The sequence below is a fragment of the Azospirillum halopraeferens DSM 3675 genome, from assembly GCF_000429625.1.
GTDB lineage: Bacteria > Pseudomonadota > Alphaproteobacteria > Azospirillales > Azospirillaceae > Azospirillum > Azospirillum halopraeferens.
The window spans coordinates 156323-171384 of record NZ_AUCF01000013.1; the positions used below are offsets into that span (position 1 = coordinate 156323).

At 71.5% G+C, this 15062-nt stretch carries 15 protein-coding genes; 7 read left to right on the forward strand and 8 right to left on the reverse strand.

Features of this window, described 5'->3' with window-relative positions:
- Nucleotides 1–92: 92 nt before the first annotated feature.
- Nucleotides 93–3245, reverse strand: coding sequence for an efflux RND transporter permease subunit (locus G472_RS33195; protein ID WP_245593493.1), 3153 nt, complete (start codon nucleotides 3243–3245; stop codon nucleotides 93–95).
- Nucleotides 3242–4366 carry an efflux RND transporter periplasmic adaptor subunit gene (locus tag G472_RS0114260; protein WP_051340808.1) on the reverse strand — a complete coding sequence of 375 codons (1125 nt, stop codon included), beginning with the start codon at nucleotides 4364–4366 and terminating at the stop codon, nucleotides 3242–3244. The genes G472_RS33195 and G472_RS0114260 overlap by 4 nt, the downstream gene beginning before the upstream one ends.
- Before the next feature lie 109 nt (nucleotides 4367–4475).
- Here G472_RS0114260 and G472_RS33200 point away from each other — a divergent pair, with 109 nt between their 5' ends.
- Nucleotides 4476–5114, forward strand: coding sequence for a TetR/AcrR family transcriptional regulator (locus tag G472_RS33200; protein ID WP_035692401.1), 639 nt, complete (start codon nucleotides 4476–4478; stop codon nucleotides 5112–5114).
- A 24-nt stretch (nucleotides 5115–5138) separates the two neighbouring features.
- Here the strand turns inward: G472_RS33200 and G472_RS39785 are convergent, their stop codons facing one another.
- A complete protein-coding gene (locus G472_RS39785) occupies nucleotides 5139–5837 on the reverse strand; it encodes a glycine zipper 2TM domain-containing protein (RefSeq protein ID WP_051340809.1) in 699 nt (232 codons plus the stop codon).
- Between the two features lie 180 nt (nucleotides 5838–6017).
- Between G472_RS39785 and G472_RS0114275 the strand changes: the two genes are divergently transcribed.
- Nucleotides 6018–6218 (forward strand): type II toxin-antitoxin system VapB family antitoxin, encoded by a 201-nt coding sequence (locus G472_RS0114275; protein WP_029008945.1) that lies wholly within the window; start codon nucleotides 6018–6020, stop codon nucleotides 6216–6218.
- Entirely contained in the window at nucleotides 6215–6604 is a 390-nt protein-coding gene (gene vapC, locus G472_RS0114280; RefSeq protein ID WP_029008946.1) for a type II toxin-antitoxin system VapC family toxin, read from the forward strand. Before G472_RS0114275 ends, vapC begins: the two co-directional genes overlap by 4 nt.
- A 6-nt stretch (nucleotides 6605–6610) precedes the next feature.
- Here the strand turns inward: vapC and G472_RS0114285 are convergent, their stop codons facing one another.
- Nucleotides 6611–6796: a DUF1192 domain-containing protein gene (locus tag G472_RS0114285; protein WP_029008947.1), complete on the reverse strand. Its 186-nt coding sequence runs from the start codon at nucleotides 6794–6796 to the stop codon at nucleotides 6611–6613.
- A gap of 93 nt (nucleotides 6797–6889) precedes the next feature.
- On the opposite strand from G472_RS0114285, the gene G472_RS0114290 reads away from it, so the two are divergent.
- The gene (locus G472_RS0114290) at nucleotides 6890–7897 is read left to right on the forward strand and encodes an NAD(P)H-quinone oxidoreductase (protein ID WP_029008948.1); all 1008 of its coding nucleotides are present in this window, start codon (nucleotides 6890–6892) and stop codon (nucleotides 7895–7897) included.
- Nucleotides 7898–8110: 213 nt separating this feature from the next.
- Here G472_RS0114290 and G472_RS33205 read toward each other — a convergent pair whose 3' ends face one another.
- Nucleotides 8111–9400, reverse strand: coding sequence for a S41 family peptidase (locus G472_RS33205; protein WP_051340810.1), 1290 nt, complete (start codon nucleotides 9398–9400; stop codon nucleotides 8111–8113).
- A 147-nt stretch (nucleotides 9401–9547) separates the two neighbouring features.
- Nucleotides 9548–10543, reverse strand: a complete 996-nt coding sequence (locus G472_RS0114300; RefSeq protein WP_051340811.1) for a tripartite tricarboxylate transporter substrate binding protein — start codon at nucleotides 10541–10543, stop codon at nucleotides 9548–9550.
- A 251-nt stretch (nucleotides 10544–10794) separates the two neighbouring features.
- Here G472_RS0114300 and G472_RS0114305 point away from each other — a divergent pair, with 251 nt between their 5' ends.
- Entirely contained in the window at nucleotides 10795–11415 is a 621-nt protein-coding gene (locus G472_RS0114305; RefSeq protein ID WP_029008950.1) for a DUF1013 domain-containing protein, read from the forward strand.
- 59 nt (nucleotides 11416–11474) lie between these two features.
- Here G472_RS0114305 and G472_RS38090 read toward each other — a convergent pair whose 3' ends face one another.
- Nucleotides 11475–11642: a YdcH family protein gene (locus tag G472_RS38090; RefSeq protein ID WP_084536649.1), complete on the reverse strand. Its 168-nt coding sequence runs from the start codon at nucleotides 11640–11642 to the stop codon at nucleotides 11475–11477.
- 138 nt (nucleotides 11643–11780) lie between these two features.
- Between G472_RS38090 and G472_RS0114315 the strand changes: the two genes are divergently transcribed.
- Together G472_RS0114315 and G472_RS0114320 are read left to right on the forward strand one after the other, a co-directional pair.
- Nucleotides 11781–12371, forward strand: coding sequence for a UbiX family flavin prenyltransferase (locus G472_RS0114315; RefSeq protein ID WP_029008951.1), 591 nt, complete (start codon nucleotides 11781–11783; stop codon nucleotides 12369–12371).
- Nucleotides 12372–12463: 92 nt separating this feature from the next.
- Entirely contained in the window at nucleotides 12464–13141 is a 678-nt protein-coding gene (locus G472_RS0114320; RefSeq protein ID WP_035692464.1) for a carbonic anhydrase, read from the forward strand.
- 1 nt (nucleotide 13142) lies between these two features.
- Here the strand turns inward: G472_RS0114320 and G472_RS0114325 are convergent, their stop codons facing one another.
- Nucleotides 13143–14897: a tetratricopeptide repeat protein gene (locus tag G472_RS0114325; RefSeq protein WP_029008953.1), complete on the reverse strand. Its 1755-nt coding sequence runs from the start codon at nucleotides 14895–14897 to the stop codon at nucleotides 13143–13145.
- Between the last annotated feature and the right edge of the window lie 165 nt (nucleotides 14898–15062).

A 15062-nucleotide genomic window follows, 5' to 3' on the forward strand; every position in this document is an offset into this window, starting at 1 on the left:
CCGGGGAGGGCGGCTGTATAGCAAAGGGGTGCGGGGCTGTCGACAGGAAAAATCAGCCCCGCTCACCCGCACCGCCGCCTCATTCCGCCACCTCATTCCGCCGCCAGGGACGCGCCGCCGGCGGAGCGGTTCGACGGTGGTCCGTCCGCCGCTCCCACCGCCGCGGCGGCCGGGGCCGGGACGCGGTACCAGGCGGCGTAGAGGGCGGGCAGGAAGAAGATGGTCAGCACCGTCGCCCCGGTCAGGCCGCCCATGATGGCCACCGCCATGGGGCCCCAGAACACGCTGTGGGTCAGCGGGATCATGGCCAGGATGGCGGCGGCGGCGGTCAGGACGATGGGGCGGGTGCGGCGCACCGTCGCCTCGATGATGCCGGCCCACCGGCTGTGGCCGGCCCGCACGTCCTGCTCGATCTGGTCCACCAGGATGACCGAGTTGCGCATGATGATGCCGGCCAGCGCGATGACCCCCAGCATGGCCACGAAGCCGAACGGCAGGCCGAACAGCAGCAGGGCCGAGGTCACCCCGATCAGCCCCAGCGGCGCCGTCAGCAGCACCAGGATGAGCTGCGAGAAGCTCTGCAACTGCACCATCAGCGTCACCACCATGATCAGCAGCATCACCGGCAGCATGGCCTTGATGGACGACTGGCCCTTGGCGCTCTCCTCGATGGCGCCGCCCATGGCGATGCGGTAGCCGTCGGGCAGCCGCGCCCGCAGCCCGGCCAGGGAGGCGTCCACCTGCTGGCTCACCACCGGCGCCTGCACCCCGCCCGCCACGTCGGCCTTCACCGTCATGGTCGTGTGGCGGCCGCGGCGCCACAGCACCGGCTCCTCCATCTCGTGGTGCAGCGTCGCCACCTGGCTCAGCGGCACCACGCCGCCGTGGCCGGTGCGGATCGTCAGCTCGCCGAGGTTGGCGAGGTCCAGGCGCTCGGAATCGGGGGTGCGCACCACCACGTCGATCAGCTCGGTCCCCTCCCGGTGCTGCGTCACCGTGATGCCGCCCAAAAGAAGCTGGAGCGCGTCCGACAGGTCCTGCTTCGACACCCCCAGCGCGCGCGCCTTGGCGATGTCCACCTCCAGCCGGATGCGCCGCGCCAGCTCGTCCCAGTCCAGGTGCACGTTGGCCAGGTTGGGGTGGGCGCGCATCAGGTCGCGCATCTCGTACGCAACGCCGCGCAGCACCGCGGGGTCGCTGCCGCTGACGCGGAACTGCACGGGATAGCCGACGGGCGGCCCGTTCTCCAGCCGGCTCACCCGCACCCGCGCCGCGGGAAAGTCGCTCTCCGCCCGCCCGGTCAGGTCGGCCATCACCCGCTCGCGCGCCTCCAGGTCCCTGGTCATCACCACGAACTGGGCGAAGTTGGCGGTGGGAAGCTGCTGGTCCAGCGGCAGGTAGAACCGCGGAGCCCCGGCCCCGGTGTAGGCGGTCCAATAGGCCACGCCCTCGTGGTCCGCCAGCAGGGTTTCCATGCGCGCCACCTCCGCCTCGGTGGCGGCGAAGGACGAGCCCTCGGCCAGGCGGATGTCCACCAGCAGCTCCGGCCGGCTGGCGGAGGGGAAGAACTGCTGCTGCACCAGGCCGAACCCCACCAGCGAGGCGACGAAGGCCGCCACCGTGACGCCGATGGTGATCCGGCGCCGGCGCACGCACACCGTCACCGCCGCGCGCAGCAGCCGGTAGAACCGGGTGTCGTAGACGTCATGGTGCCCGGCCGCGGCGCGCCGGGGCACCGGCAGCAGCACGTAGCCGAGGTAGGGGGTGAACACCACCGCCACGATCCACGACAGCAGCAGGGCGATCCCCACCACCCAGAAGATGGCGTTGGTGTACTCGCCGGCGGCCGAGCGGGCCAGCCCCACGGGGACGAAGCCGGCGGCGGTGACGATGGTGCCGGTCAGCATGGGAAAGGCGGTGGAGGTCCAGGCGAAGGCGCCGGCGCGCAACCGGTCCCAGCCCTGCTCCATCTTCACCACCATCATCTCCACCGCGATGATGGCGTCGTCCACCAGCAGTCCCAGGGCGATGATCAGGGCGCCCAGCGAGATGCGGTGGAGGTCGATGCCCAGCAGCAGCATGGCCACCAGCGTCAGCGCCAGCACCAGCGGCACCGCCAGCGCCACCACGATGCCGGTGCGCCAACCCAGGCTGATGAAGCTGACCAGCATGACGATGGCCAGCGCCTCGCCCAGCGCCTTCATGAACTCGCCCACCGAACGGTCGACGACGCGCGCCTGGTCGGCGACGTCGGCGATCTCCGCCCCCACCGGCAGGTCGGCGCGCACCTCCGCCATCGCCGCCGCCAGCGCCTCGCCCAGGGCCAGCACGTTGCCGCCCCTGGCCATGACGACGCCCAGCCCGACGGCGTCGCGGCCGTGGTGGCGCATGGTCTGGCGCCGCGGCTCCACATAGCCGCGCTTGATCTCCGCCACGTCGCCGATGGTCAGCAGGCGGCCGCCCGCCTCGATGGGAATGGCGCGCACCTGCTCGGCCGTGTCGATGCCCATGTCCACGCGCACGCGGATGCGCGCCGGCCCGCTGTCCACCTCGCCCGAGGAGACGACGGCGTTCTCCCGCTGCAACGCGGCCACCACCGTGTCCACCGGCAGGCCGAAGCTGGCCAGGCGCTGCGCCGACAGCTCCACATAGACGCGCTCGTCCTGCGGCGCGATCAGGTCCACCTTCTGCACGCCGGGCAGGCGCAGCAGGCGGTCGCGCACCGCCTCGGCGATGCGTTTCAGCTCCGCCGGGGTGAAATCCTCGCCCATCACCGCGTAGATGGCGGAGTAGACGTCGCCGAACTCGTCGTTGAAGAACGGCCCGCGCACCCCCTGCGGCAGGGTGTGGCGCATGTCGCCGATCTTCTTGCGCGTCTGGTACCAGACGTTGGCCACCTCGCGCGGCGGGATGCTGTCCTTCAGGGTCAGGAAGACGACGGACTCGCCGGGTTTGGAGTAGCTGCGGGCGAAATCGTAATAGGGCACCGACTCCAGCGTCTTCTCGATGCGGTCGGTGACGAAATGCTCCACCTCCGACGCCGTGGCGCCCGGCCAGTCCGTGCGGATGGTCATCACCTTGAAGGTGAAGGAGGGGTCCTCCGCCCGCCCCAGCGACCCATAGGCGATGGCGCCGGCGGCGATGGAGACGATGATCAGGAACAGCACCAGCGTGCGGTGCTCCAGCGCCCACGCCGACAGGTTCACGCCCCGCCGCCGCCGGCCCCGTTCGGAGGCGGCGCTCACCGGCCGGGCTCCGTCCAGACGCGCACCTTCACCCCGGCGTCCAGCTTGTGCACGCCGGCGCTGACCACCGCCTCACCGTCCTTCAGCCCGTCGGCGACGATGATGCGGTCCCCGGCGTAGGCGGCCACGCGCACCGGCCGCAGCTCCAGCCGGCCCTCCCGCGGGTCGACCACCCACACCGCCGGGGCGCCATCGCTGTGGGCCAGCGCGGTGGCCGGCAGGCGCGCCACCGGTCCGCCGCGCGGCAGCGTCGCCACCAGCGTGGCGGTCATGCCCAACTGCACCGCCGCCGGCGGGTCGGCCAGGGTGATGCGCGCCTGGAAGGTGCGGGTGGCGGCATCGGCGCTGGGCGACAGCTCCCGCAGCGCCCCGCGGATGGAAACGCCGGGCAGCGCCCACAGCTCCACCCCCAGATCCCGCGTCTCCAGCCCGCCCACCTGATGCTCCGGCACGTTGGCCACCGCCTCCAGCTCGCCCAGACGGGCGATGCGGAAGGCGGTGCGGCCCTGGGCCACCACCTGTCCCGGCTCCACCAGCACCTCGGTGACCACACCGGGGCCGTCGGCCGTCAGGGTGGCGTAGAGGGCGGAGTTGGTGACGACGCGAAGCTGCGCCTCCACCTCGCGCACGCGGGCCTCCGCCTTATCCAGGGTGGCCTTGCGGCGCTCGTATTCCTGCTGGCTCGCCCAGTCGCCGGCGCGCAGGCGGCCATAGCGCGCGAACTCCGCCCGGGCGTTGGCGGCATCGGCCCGGGCGGAGGCAAGCTGCGCCTCGCTGGCGCGCACCTGCAACTCAATGTCGGCGGGGTCCAGGCGGGCCAGCACCGTGCCGGCCTCCACCCGCGCGCCGACACCCACCAGCCGTTCCACCACCTTGCCGGCGATGCGGAACCCCACGTCCGCCTCCACCCGCGGGCGGATCACCGCGGGGTAGCGCACCACGTCGGCCGCCGTCTCCAGCACGACCGTGGCAACGCGCACCGGCCGCACCGCGTCCGCAGCGGCAGCGTCGGCCGGAGCCGCCGATTCGGCGCGGCAGCCCGCGACGGCCAGCGCCGCCGCCATCAGCATGCCCGCCGTGCCAACACCCCGGCCCCTACCCCGCATGCGCCGCGTCGTCATGGCCACCCTCCGCCCCCAACACTGGACTGGACTGTATCGTATCGCTATCCTGTACGCCGACACCCGCTCCGGGTCAAGATAGAACGATACGGTTCAGTACAGATTCAGCATGACGGACACCTCCTCTCCCCCGCCGCGCGACGACCCCAGGACCGACAAGATCCTGGCTGCCTCCAAGGCCATGTTCCTGGAACAGGGGTACGACGCCACCTCCATGGATCAGGTCGCCCAGGCGGCGCGGGTGTCGAAGACGACGCTCTACACCCGCTTCCCGTCGAAGGAGGCGCTGTTCTCCGCCACCATCGGGGCGGAGTGCGAGCGGCGCGGCATGCGCTTCGGTCCCGGGGAACTGGACCATCTGCCCATCGAAGAGGGGCTGGTGCGCATCGGCCTGCGCTTCGTCGACCTGATCTGGTCGGATGAGGCCCTGCGCATCTTCCGCCTGGCGGCCGGCGACGCCGGCCGGTTCCCGGAAGTGGCGCGCCTCTACTTCGCCGCCGGCCCGACCCACGCGGTGCGGTCCGTGGCAACGTTCCTGGAGCGCGCGCAGGAGAGGGGCGTCCTGCCGCGGCTGGACGATTCCCTGTTCGCCGCGCGGATGCTGCTGTCCATGCTCCAGGCCGGCCCCTGGTTCGAACTGGTGCTGGGCATCGGCACGGTGCCGACGCCCGAGCAGCGCGACGCCTTCGTGCACCGGGTGGTGCGGGTCTATCTGGCGGGAATCACCGCGGAAGCCGCACAGGGGTAAGGGTTAGGGTGAAGGCGCCCGCCCTTACCCCATCACCCGCCACCGCCCGTCCGATTGCAGGCAGGCGGTGCCGTTGACCGACTGCCGCCGCCCGTCGATGACGGCGACGGTGCGGTACTCCCGGCAGGCGCCGCCACGGTCCTGCCAGGCGCGCAGCGGCGTCACCTCGTACTGCGCCGCCGGCGAGGCCCAGCGGATGGGCTGGCCGACCGGCCCGTACTGCAGCGCCTGCCCGACGCACGCCTGGTCCGCCCCGTCCATGGAGCGGCCGAGCGAGCCGCCGACCAGCGCCCCCAGCACCGCCCCGCCGATGGTCGCCGCGGTGCGCCCGTCGCCCTTGCCGAATTGATTGCCGATCAGCCCGCCGGCGGCCCCGCCCAGCAGGGCGCCCACCACGTCGCGGTTGCAGGCCAGCCCCGGCAGGCCGGCCGACGGCGCCAGCGTGTTGGGCATGCGGCCGAAGAAGACGTCCGGGCCGGGATCGACGTAGACCGGGTACGGCGCGACGGTGCGCGGACCGCCGCCCTTGCACTTGCGCTCTTCCTTATAGTCGCCGTTGCGCTTCCATTTGCGCTCCACCTTGCAGGGGCCGTCCCAATACACGTCCTTCCACTCCCCCTTGCCGTGCCCGCGCGCATGCCACGGCGGATCGGCCGCCACCGGCCCCGCCGCCAGCACGGCGGCCACCGCCGCCCCGACCATCGACACGGTCGCACGCTTCATCGCTGTCCCTCCCTCCACGAACGATCGGGAGATGGAACGGCCCCGCCCCGGCTTTATTCCGTGACAGAAAGGGGGCGAAGGGGGTGCCCCCCGCGAGGGGGCGTGCGGGTTTGCCTTTGGTCGAATGGCCCGGTCGCGTGTAGTATCCATGGTCTTCGTTGCACCATCGGCTCCGCCATCATGCGAACGAACATCGACATCGACGACGACCTCCTTGCAGAGGCCATGAAAGCCATGGGACAGCCGAACAAGCGCGCAACGGTCGAAGAAGCGTTGCGCATGGTGGTTCGGCTTCACCGTCAACGTCTGGCGATCGCGGACATGGCCGGCCTCGGTTGGGACGGTGATCTCAACGCCAGCCGCGAAGGCCGTGCATTGTGATCCTTGTCGACAGCTCGGTCTGGATCGCCAACCTCCGGGGCCTTGAGACGCCGACCGTTCGCACGCTGCGGACACTCACCGATCCCGATCGCCTGCTCGTCGGTGATCTGATCCTGATCGAGGTCCTCCAAGGGGCCAGGAGCGACGCACACGCGGAACGGATCGAGCGCAACCTTCGACAGTTCACGCTCGTGCCGTTGCTCGACGGCAACGTCCCCGTTCGCGCTGCAAGGAACTACCGCGCCCTTCGCGAGCGCGGAGTCACGGTGCGCAAGACCATCGACGTGATCATCGGCACGTATTGCATTGAAAACGGCTGCGCGCTCCTGCACGACGATCGCGATTTCCTGCCGATGCAGGAGCATCTCGGGCTGCGGTCGGCCTGATCGACCCTACGGCCGCTTGAACAGCGCCTCGGCGGCGTTCTTGTGGGACTGCTTGGCGTCGATGGCGGCACGGGCGCGGGCGATCTCGGCTTCCAGTTCGGCGATGTAGTCGTTCAGCTCCGCCACCGACAGGATGCCCAGGTCCCTGGGCGCCGGCTTCACCTTGCGCGGTTCGAGATCGTCGAGGTTCATGGGCTGGCCCTCCCTTTGGCCGGGGCGGCGGCGCTTGTCAGGCCGCCGGGGCAGTTCTACCCTTTGCCCAACCATCAGTGAAGGGGGGAAGCCATGGGCATCGCTCTGCCCGAGAGCATGAGGTGCGTGGAGATCACCGCGCCCGGCGGTCCGGAGGTGCTGCGCCCGGCCGAGCGGCCGGCGCCGGTGCCGGGACCGGGAGAGATCCTGGTGGAGGTGGCGGCGGCCGGCGTGAACCGGCCGGACGTGCTGCAACGCCTGGGCCGCTACGACCCGCCGCCCGGCGCGTCCGACCTGCCGGGGCTGGAGATCGCCGGGCGTGTGGTGGCGCTGGGTGAAGGGGTGACGGAGTGGGCGGCCACCGACCCGGTGTGCGCCCTGGTGGCCGGCGGCGGCTATGCACAGTACTGCGCGGTGCCCGCGGGCCAGGCCCTGCCCGTGCCGAAGGGCCTGACCATGGTGGAGGCCGCGGCCCTGCCGGAAACCGTCTTCACCGTGTGGACCAACGTGTTCGAGCGCGGCGCGCTGAAACCGGGCGAGGTGTTCCTGGTGCACGGCGGCTCCAGCGGCATCGGAACCACGGCGATCCAGCTTGCCGGGGCGCGCGGTGCCCGGGTGTTCGCCACCGCCGGCTCCGCCGACAAGTGCCGCGCCTGCGAGGGGCTGGGGGCCGAGCGCGCCATCGACTACCGGACCGAGGACTTCGTCGCCGTCCTGAAGGAGGCAACCGGCGGCAAGGGCGTGGACGTGGTGCTGGACATGGTGGGCGGCGACTACATCGCCCGCGACATCGAGGTCATGGCCCCCGACGGGCGTCACGTCTCCATCGCCTTTCTCCGGGGGGCGAAGGTGACGCTGAACCTGTTCCCGGTGATGACCAAGCGGCTGACGCTCACCGGCTCCACCCTGCGCGCCCGCCCGGCGGCGGAGAAGGCCCGCATTGCCCGCGCCGTGCGGGACGAGGTGTGGCCGCTGGTGGAGGAGGGCCGGATGAAGCCGGTGGTGCACGCCACCTTCCCGCTGGAACAGGCGGCGGAGGCGCACCGGCTGATGGAATCCAGCGCCCACATCGGCAAGATCGTGCTGACCGTCGGACCCTGATACCGGGTTCGGACAGTCCAGACGTCCGAACCCGGTATCGGCCGCGACGGCGGCCGCGGCCCGATCGGGCCGAAGCCTGCGTGGCGTTTGAACGCAGCGGTCAGGATTGTCCTGACCGCGTATGACGCAAACGCCCCGCCCCCGTTGCCGGGGGCGGGGCGTTTCAGGTTCCCGCCGAAGAGTCCGCCGAACGGTCCGCCGACCGACCGACCGTCAGCCGGCGCTGCCCACCGTCTGGGCGACCGTGGCCGGGGCCGGGGCAACCGGCACCGCGCCGGCGGTGGTGGTGGGCGGCAGGGTGCCGCGGGCGTTCAGGATGGCCAGGGCGCGGGCGAGCGGCTGGTCGGTCGCCGCGTCGGGGCGCTCCTGCCAGTCCAGGTTCGCCTCGGTGTCGGGGCCGATCTGCTCGTGCGGCTGGATGCCGACCTCGTGGATCGAATGGCCCGCCGGGGTGAAGTAGCGCGCGGTGGTCAGCTTGATCGCCGCCCCTTCCTTCATGGGAAGGATGCTCTGGATCACCCCCTTGCCGAAGGTCTTGGAGCCGATCACCGTCGCCCGCCCGTGGTCCTTCAGGGCGCCGGTCAGGATCTCCGACGCCGAGGCCGAGCGGCCGTTGACCAGCACCACCACCGGAGCGCCGCCGGTCTCGTCGCCGGCGGTCGCGGTGTAGGTGCGGTTCGCGGCACGGTCGCGGCCGCGGGACGTCAGGATGGTGCCGTCCTCCAGGAACGCGTCGGCCACGTCGACGCTGGCGCGCACCAGCCCGCCGGGGTTGTTGCGCACGTCGATGACGAAGCCGCGCAGCGCCGGCCCGATTTCCGCCCGCAGTTCCCGGATCGCCTTGTTGACGCCCGGATAGGTCTGGCGGTCGAAGCGGCCGATGCGGATGTAGCCCACCTGGCCCACCGCCGCGTGCTTCACCGACGGAACCGTCACGGTGCCGCGCACCACCGCCAGGTCCATGGGGTTGGCGGCGTCGCCGCGCAGGATCGTCAGGGTGACCGAGGTGCCGTTGGCGCCGCGGATCAGGCGGTTGACCGACGCCTGGTCCTGCTCGGACACGGAATGGCGGTCGACGGCCAGGATGACGTCGCCGTGGCGCAGGCCGGCCTGCTCCGCCGGCGACCCCTCGATGACCTCGATGATGCGGTAGCGGTTGCCGTCAGGGGCATAGCGCACGCCGATGCCGGCGAAGACGCCGCGCGTGGTCTGCTGCATCTCCTGATAGTCGGCGGCGTTCATGTACTTGGAATATTTGTCGCGGCCGGCCATGGCGCCGATGGCGATCTCGGCCAGTTCGCGGTTCGACATGGGCTCGACGTAGCTGGACCGGACGCTGCGCAGCGCCTGGATGAACAGATCCACGGCCTCCCGCTCGCTGTCGCGGACCGACTGCTGGGCGGGTGCGGCCTGCGCGTGCTCGTCGGCGGGCTGAGCGAAGGCCGGGACCGGCAGGGCGAGGAAGGCGCAGAGCGCGATGGCGGCGGCGTAGGGCACTTTCACGGCGGCTCTCTCCGGCGGTGGAGCGTGACGTTCGACTGCCCCCGGGACAGCGGCAATCACCCCGAGGTGTGCCCAGCATCTCTGACTTTAGTTAACTCATGGTTAACTATAACTTGGCCGTATGGAGTGGGGTGAGATGGCCACCGCCTACTGACCGCCCCGGGGAAGCAGGCCGATGTCCCGCAGCACGCTCTGCACCCGCCCGCGTTCGACGCGGAGGAAGGCCGCGAACTGGTCCGGCGTCTGGTAGAGATCCAGCCACCCGTGCCGTTCCAGCGTGGCCTTCCAGGCCGGGCTGCGCGCCATGGCCTCCACCGTGTCGGCCAGTGCGCGCTTTTGCTCGTCGGTGATGCCCGGCGGGGCGACGACGCCGCGCCAGTTGACCAGATCCAGGTTGACGCCCTGCTGCTTCAGTGTGGGCACGCCGATGTCCGCCACCGGGGCCGGCGCGCTGATGGCCAGCGCGCGCAGCGTGCCGGCCCGGACCTGCGACGCGAACTCTGACCAACCGGATACGCCGACCGTCACATGACCGCCGAGGATGGCCGCCAGCGCCTCGCCGCCGCCGGAGAACGGAACGTAGTTGACCGACGCCGGGTCGACCCCCACCGCCGTTGCCAGCAACCCCACCAGCATGTGGTCAGCCCCGCCCGCCGAACCGCCGCCCCAGGACACCGCGCCGGGATTCTCCCGGAACTGCGCCAGCAGATCCTCCATCGACCGGATCGGGGATGCGGCGGGGACGACGATCACTTCGTATTCCCCGGTCAGGCGGGCGATGGGGGTCACCTGGTCCAGCGTCGCCGGCGACCGGGCCACCTGGACGGCCCCGACCATCACCAGGCCGCTGACCATCAGCGTATCGGGGCTGCCCTTGAAGCCGCTGATCACCTGCGCCAGCCCGACGGTGCCGCCGGCGCCGGGAATGTTGACCACCTCCACCGCGCGGGCGGGGTCGACGGATTCCAGCACGTCGCGCATGGCGCGCGCGGTCTGGTCCCAGCCGCCGCCCGATGCCGCCGGAGCGATGACCCGCAAGTCGCCGGCCGCCGCCGCGGCATGGGCGGCGGCCGTTGCGATCGCGAGGGCGGCAAGAACCGCGAGGAAAGGCTTGAACGGGGCCCGCAGGTAGGGTATGCGCATCCTCGACTTCCCTTTCATGCTTCGCTTTTTGTGGTCTCGTTTGCGGCGGGGGCCGTAAACAAGGCGAAGCGTGTGCGGGAGTGTAACAGAGGACCGGTTCACCACGATCCGCGGAACGTGTGTTCCGGTGCGCTTACAACCGTCGACGCCGCACCCAATATGGTGTGAACGTCCGGATCATCGGAGATAGCCGCCGGAGTCCGCCCGTCGCAGGGAAGGCGGACCCGGTCACGAGTTTGTCAGGAGGGACGATGGCACTGCCCTTGATGCCGAAAGCGACGGCCGTCTGGCTGGTGGAGAACACATCCTTGTCGTTCGAGCAGATCGCGGCCTTCTGCGGCCTGCACTCGCTGGAGGTGCAGGCGATCGCCGACGGCGAAGTCGCGGTGGGCATGGTCGGCCTCGACCCCATTGTCAACGGCCAGCTCACCAAGGCCGAGATCGAGCGGTGCGAGGCGGACGCCAACGCCAAGCTCCGCCTCCTGGTGCCCGACCTGCCGCAGCCGGCCGCCCGCTCCAAGGGGCCGCGCTACACCCCCATCACCAAGCGCGGCGACAAGCCCGATGCCATCGCGTGGCTGCTGAAGCACCATCCCGAGCTGTCGGATGCCCAGGTCAGCCGGCTGATCGGCACGACCAAGCCGACCATCTCGGCGGTGCGCGACCGCAGCCACTGGAACGCCGCGAACATCAAGCCGCGCAACCCGGTGCTGCTCGGCCTGTGCACCCAGCGCGAGCTGGAGGAGGCGCTGGCCCAGACCGTCCGCCGCGTGCCCGTCGAGGGCGCGGACACCGGGCAGGAGGACGCCGACCGGGACGAGGCCGGGCACGACGGGGACGACGACACTCCCTACCGCTACCAGGAATCGTAAGCCGGCGCCGGGACTCCCCCTCCCCCGCGCCGGTCCGCCGGCGGAGGGAGGGGAGCGGATCACGCCCGCGCCAGGCGGATCATCTCGTCCTTCAGGCGCAGTTTCTGTTTCTTGATCCTGACAAGGACACTGTCGTCCGGATACGGCCGCAGGGCTTCGCGCTTCAGTTCCTGTTCCAGAGCCTGGTGTTTCATGCGCAGGGATTCGATCCGGTCCTCGCAGGCCATGAACTCCCTCCTACGGATTCTGGTCATATGTTGCGCGGTATGACGCCGGCATAGATAGTTTGTTGTCTTGACCCCGGCGATGCAAGAGTCCCGGGGTCGCACTGGACGAAAGACAGGGCGCGCGCTACATCTTCGGCCATGCCCGCTCCTCGCCGCCTCGTCGTCGGAATCAGCGGCGCCTCCGGGGTCATCCTCGGGGTCCGCATGCTGGAAACCCTGCGTTCCCTGTCCGTCGAAACCCACCTGGTGATGAGCCGGGCGGCGGAAGTAACGCTTGCCCACGAAACCGACCTGAAGGTCGCCGACGTGCGGGCGCTGGCCGGCACGGCCTATGCCGCCACGGACATCGCCGCCGCCATCGCCAGCGGCAGCTTCCGCACCATGGGGATGGTGGTCGCCCCCTGTTCCATCCGCTCCATGAGCGAGATCGCCACCGGCGTCACCTCCGGCCTGCTGACGCGCGCCGCCGACGTGACGCTGAAGGAGCGCCGCCCGCTGGTGCTGATGGTGCGCGAGACGCCGCTGCATCTGGGCCACCTGCGCACCATGACACAGCTTGCCGAGATGGGGGCGGTGATCGCCCCGCCGGTGCCGGCCTTCTACGCCCGCCCCCGCGGCATCGACGACCTGGTCGACCATGCGGTGGGGCGGGTGCTCGACCTGTTCGGGCTGGACAGCGGCCGCCTGCGCCGGTGGGGTGAAACCGGGGACTCTCCGCCGCAGCCATAGCCTCCGCATGGGTTCCCCGCGGACAGACCTCTTGGAGCGCACGCACACTTGCTCTAAACCTGCGCACGCGAAGTCTTTCCGGGATGGACATCATGGCGCAGACCGTTCGACACGAGGCCATCCGCCGGCTGCTGGCGGGCGTGAAAGGCTTTCGGGCCCGATATTACGAACGCAATCCCGAAAGCATGCGCGACCTGGTGGCGCACGGCCAGCACCCCGACGTGCTGCTGATCGGCTGCTCCGACAGCCGCGTCGACCCGGCGCTGCTGACCATGGCCGAACCGGGTGAGCTGTTCGTGGTGCGCAACGTCGCCAATCTGGTGCCGCCCTACCAGCCCGACGGCTCCTACCACGGCACCTCCGCCGCCATCGAATATGCGGTGCGCGAGTTGAAGGTCGCCAACATCCTGGTGCTGGGCCATGCACGCTGCGGCGGTATCCAGGGGCTGATCCGTCTGCGCTCGGGCGAGGGGTTGCAGAGCGACTTCGTGGCGCCCTGGGTGTCGCTGGCCGGCGAAGCCTGCGACCGCTACCTGGACGAGGTCGGCGCCGACGACTCCGGAGATTGCGCCACCGACCTGCGCGACCGGCCGCACCTGGTGGAGCGCGCGGCCATCCGTGGATCGGTCGAAAACCTGCTGACCTTCCCCTGGGTGCGCGAGGGTGTGGACGCCGGGGAGTTGCAGGTGCACGGCTGGTGGTTCGACCTGGACTCCGGCGACCTCTGGGCCATCGACCCCGACACCAAGCGGTTCGAGCGGGTCGAATAGGTCAGCCGGCGAGCGCGCGCAGCGCCTCCGCCACCCGCCGCGCCACCCCCTGCCAGTCGCCGACCCGGTCCTGCCGGAACAGGCGTGCGGTCGGATACCACGGGCTGTCGTCGCGGCCGAGCATCCAGCGCCAGTCCGGCGCGAGGGGCAGCACGACCCAGACCGGCACCCCCAGTGCCCCCGCAAGGTGGGCCGGGGCGGTGCAGGACGTGATCACCAGGTCCAGCCCGGCCATGACCGCTGCGGTCTCGGCGAAATCATGCAACGCGCCGCCAAGGTCGGTGAAGGTCGGCGGCAGCGCCGCCCCCTCCAGGTCCGCCCGCCCCTCCCCCGCCTGCAAGCCGAAGAACCGGACCCCCGGCACCTCCAGCACCGGCCGCAGCCCCTCCAGCCGCGGCGAGCGCAGGCGGTCGCCGGGAAACTGCGGATTGCCGGCCCACACGAGACCGACCGCCGGTCCGTCACCGGACAGGCGCCGCCGCCACACCGCGGCCCGCGCCGGGTCCGGGTGCAGGTAGGGCACGGCGGCCGGCACGGTGGCCGGCCGGGTGGCGAAGGCGCCGGGCAGGCTCATCAACGGGCATTCCAGGTCGAAATCGGGCAGCGGGTCGCCGCGGGCGATCACCCGCTCCGCCCCCTCCATGCCGGACAGCAGCATCAGCAGGGGAGGCTGCACCTCCAGCACGACCCGGGCCCCGCGGGCCGCCACCAGCGGCACATAGCGGACGAACTGCAGCGTGTCGCCCAGCCCCTGCTCGGCGTACAGCAGCAGGCGGCGGCCGGCCACGTCCTCGCCGCGCCAGGTGGGCCGGTCGAAGCGGCGCCAGGGCGGCCGGGCACGGTCGTCAGCGCGCCGCCACTCGAACTCCGCCCAGCCCTCGGCGTAATCGCCGGCCAGCAGGCAGGCGAAGGCGCGATTCCAGTGCAGGCCGGCGTCGAAGGGCCGTTCCGCCAGCGCGCGGGCGAAGCATGATGCCGCCGCCGCCGGCTCACCGAGCGCCAGCAGCGCGTTGCCCCGCGCCGCCAGGGGCGGCCGGTCCGGCCGCAGCCGTTCCGCCGCATCCAGCGCCGCCAGGGCCTCCGCCCTGCGGCCGAGCTTGGCGAGCAGCGCCCCCAGGTTCTCCTGCGCCGCGGCCAGCGCCGGATCGCGGTCGAGAGCGGCGCGGTAGGCGACTTCCGCGGCCTCCCAGCGGCCGACGGCGGCATGGGCGCCGGCCAGCACCATGACCGCGGCTGCCAGCCCCGGCCGAACCGCCGCCGCCCGCCGCGCGGCCGTTTCGGCAAGGGCCGGACCGCCATCGGCCAGCAGGGCGTCGGCCAGGTTGGTCAAGCCTTCCGCATGGTCGGGGGCGAGGGCCAGCGCCCGCCGGGCCGCGGCCGCGGCCTCCCCCGCCCGGCCGAGTGCCCGCAGGACGGCCGCCCGGTTGGCGTGGGCATCGGCCAGTCCGGGGTCGAGCCGCAGGGCGCGCGCGTACGCCGCCCCGGCCGCCGCGTCGTCACCCGTTTGGCGCCGGACATTGCCGAGGTTCGAGTGGTAGGCGGCCGCGTCGGGCCGGCAGGCGACGGCGCGACGGATCAGCGCACCTCCGAGGCCGGGCCGGCCCGTCTGGAGACAGAGGACGCCCAGCAGATGGGCGGCGTCCGGCTGCTCCGGATCGGCATGGAGGATGCGGACATACAGCGTCTCCGCCTCGGCTGAACGACCGGCACGGTGGTGATCGAACGCAAGCAACAATGCCTCGGAAATGGTCGCCATGGCCTCGCCCGCCGGAGTGGAGCGGCCAGAATAGCGGCGGCACATGGCCTGCCAACACCAATCAGAGGGAGAACGGGCGGCCCCGCACGACCACCCCCGCTGCGTTGCGTCACCCCGCCGTCAGCACTATTCTCACTGACGCTAATCCGAAGAGGCTAACCGGAA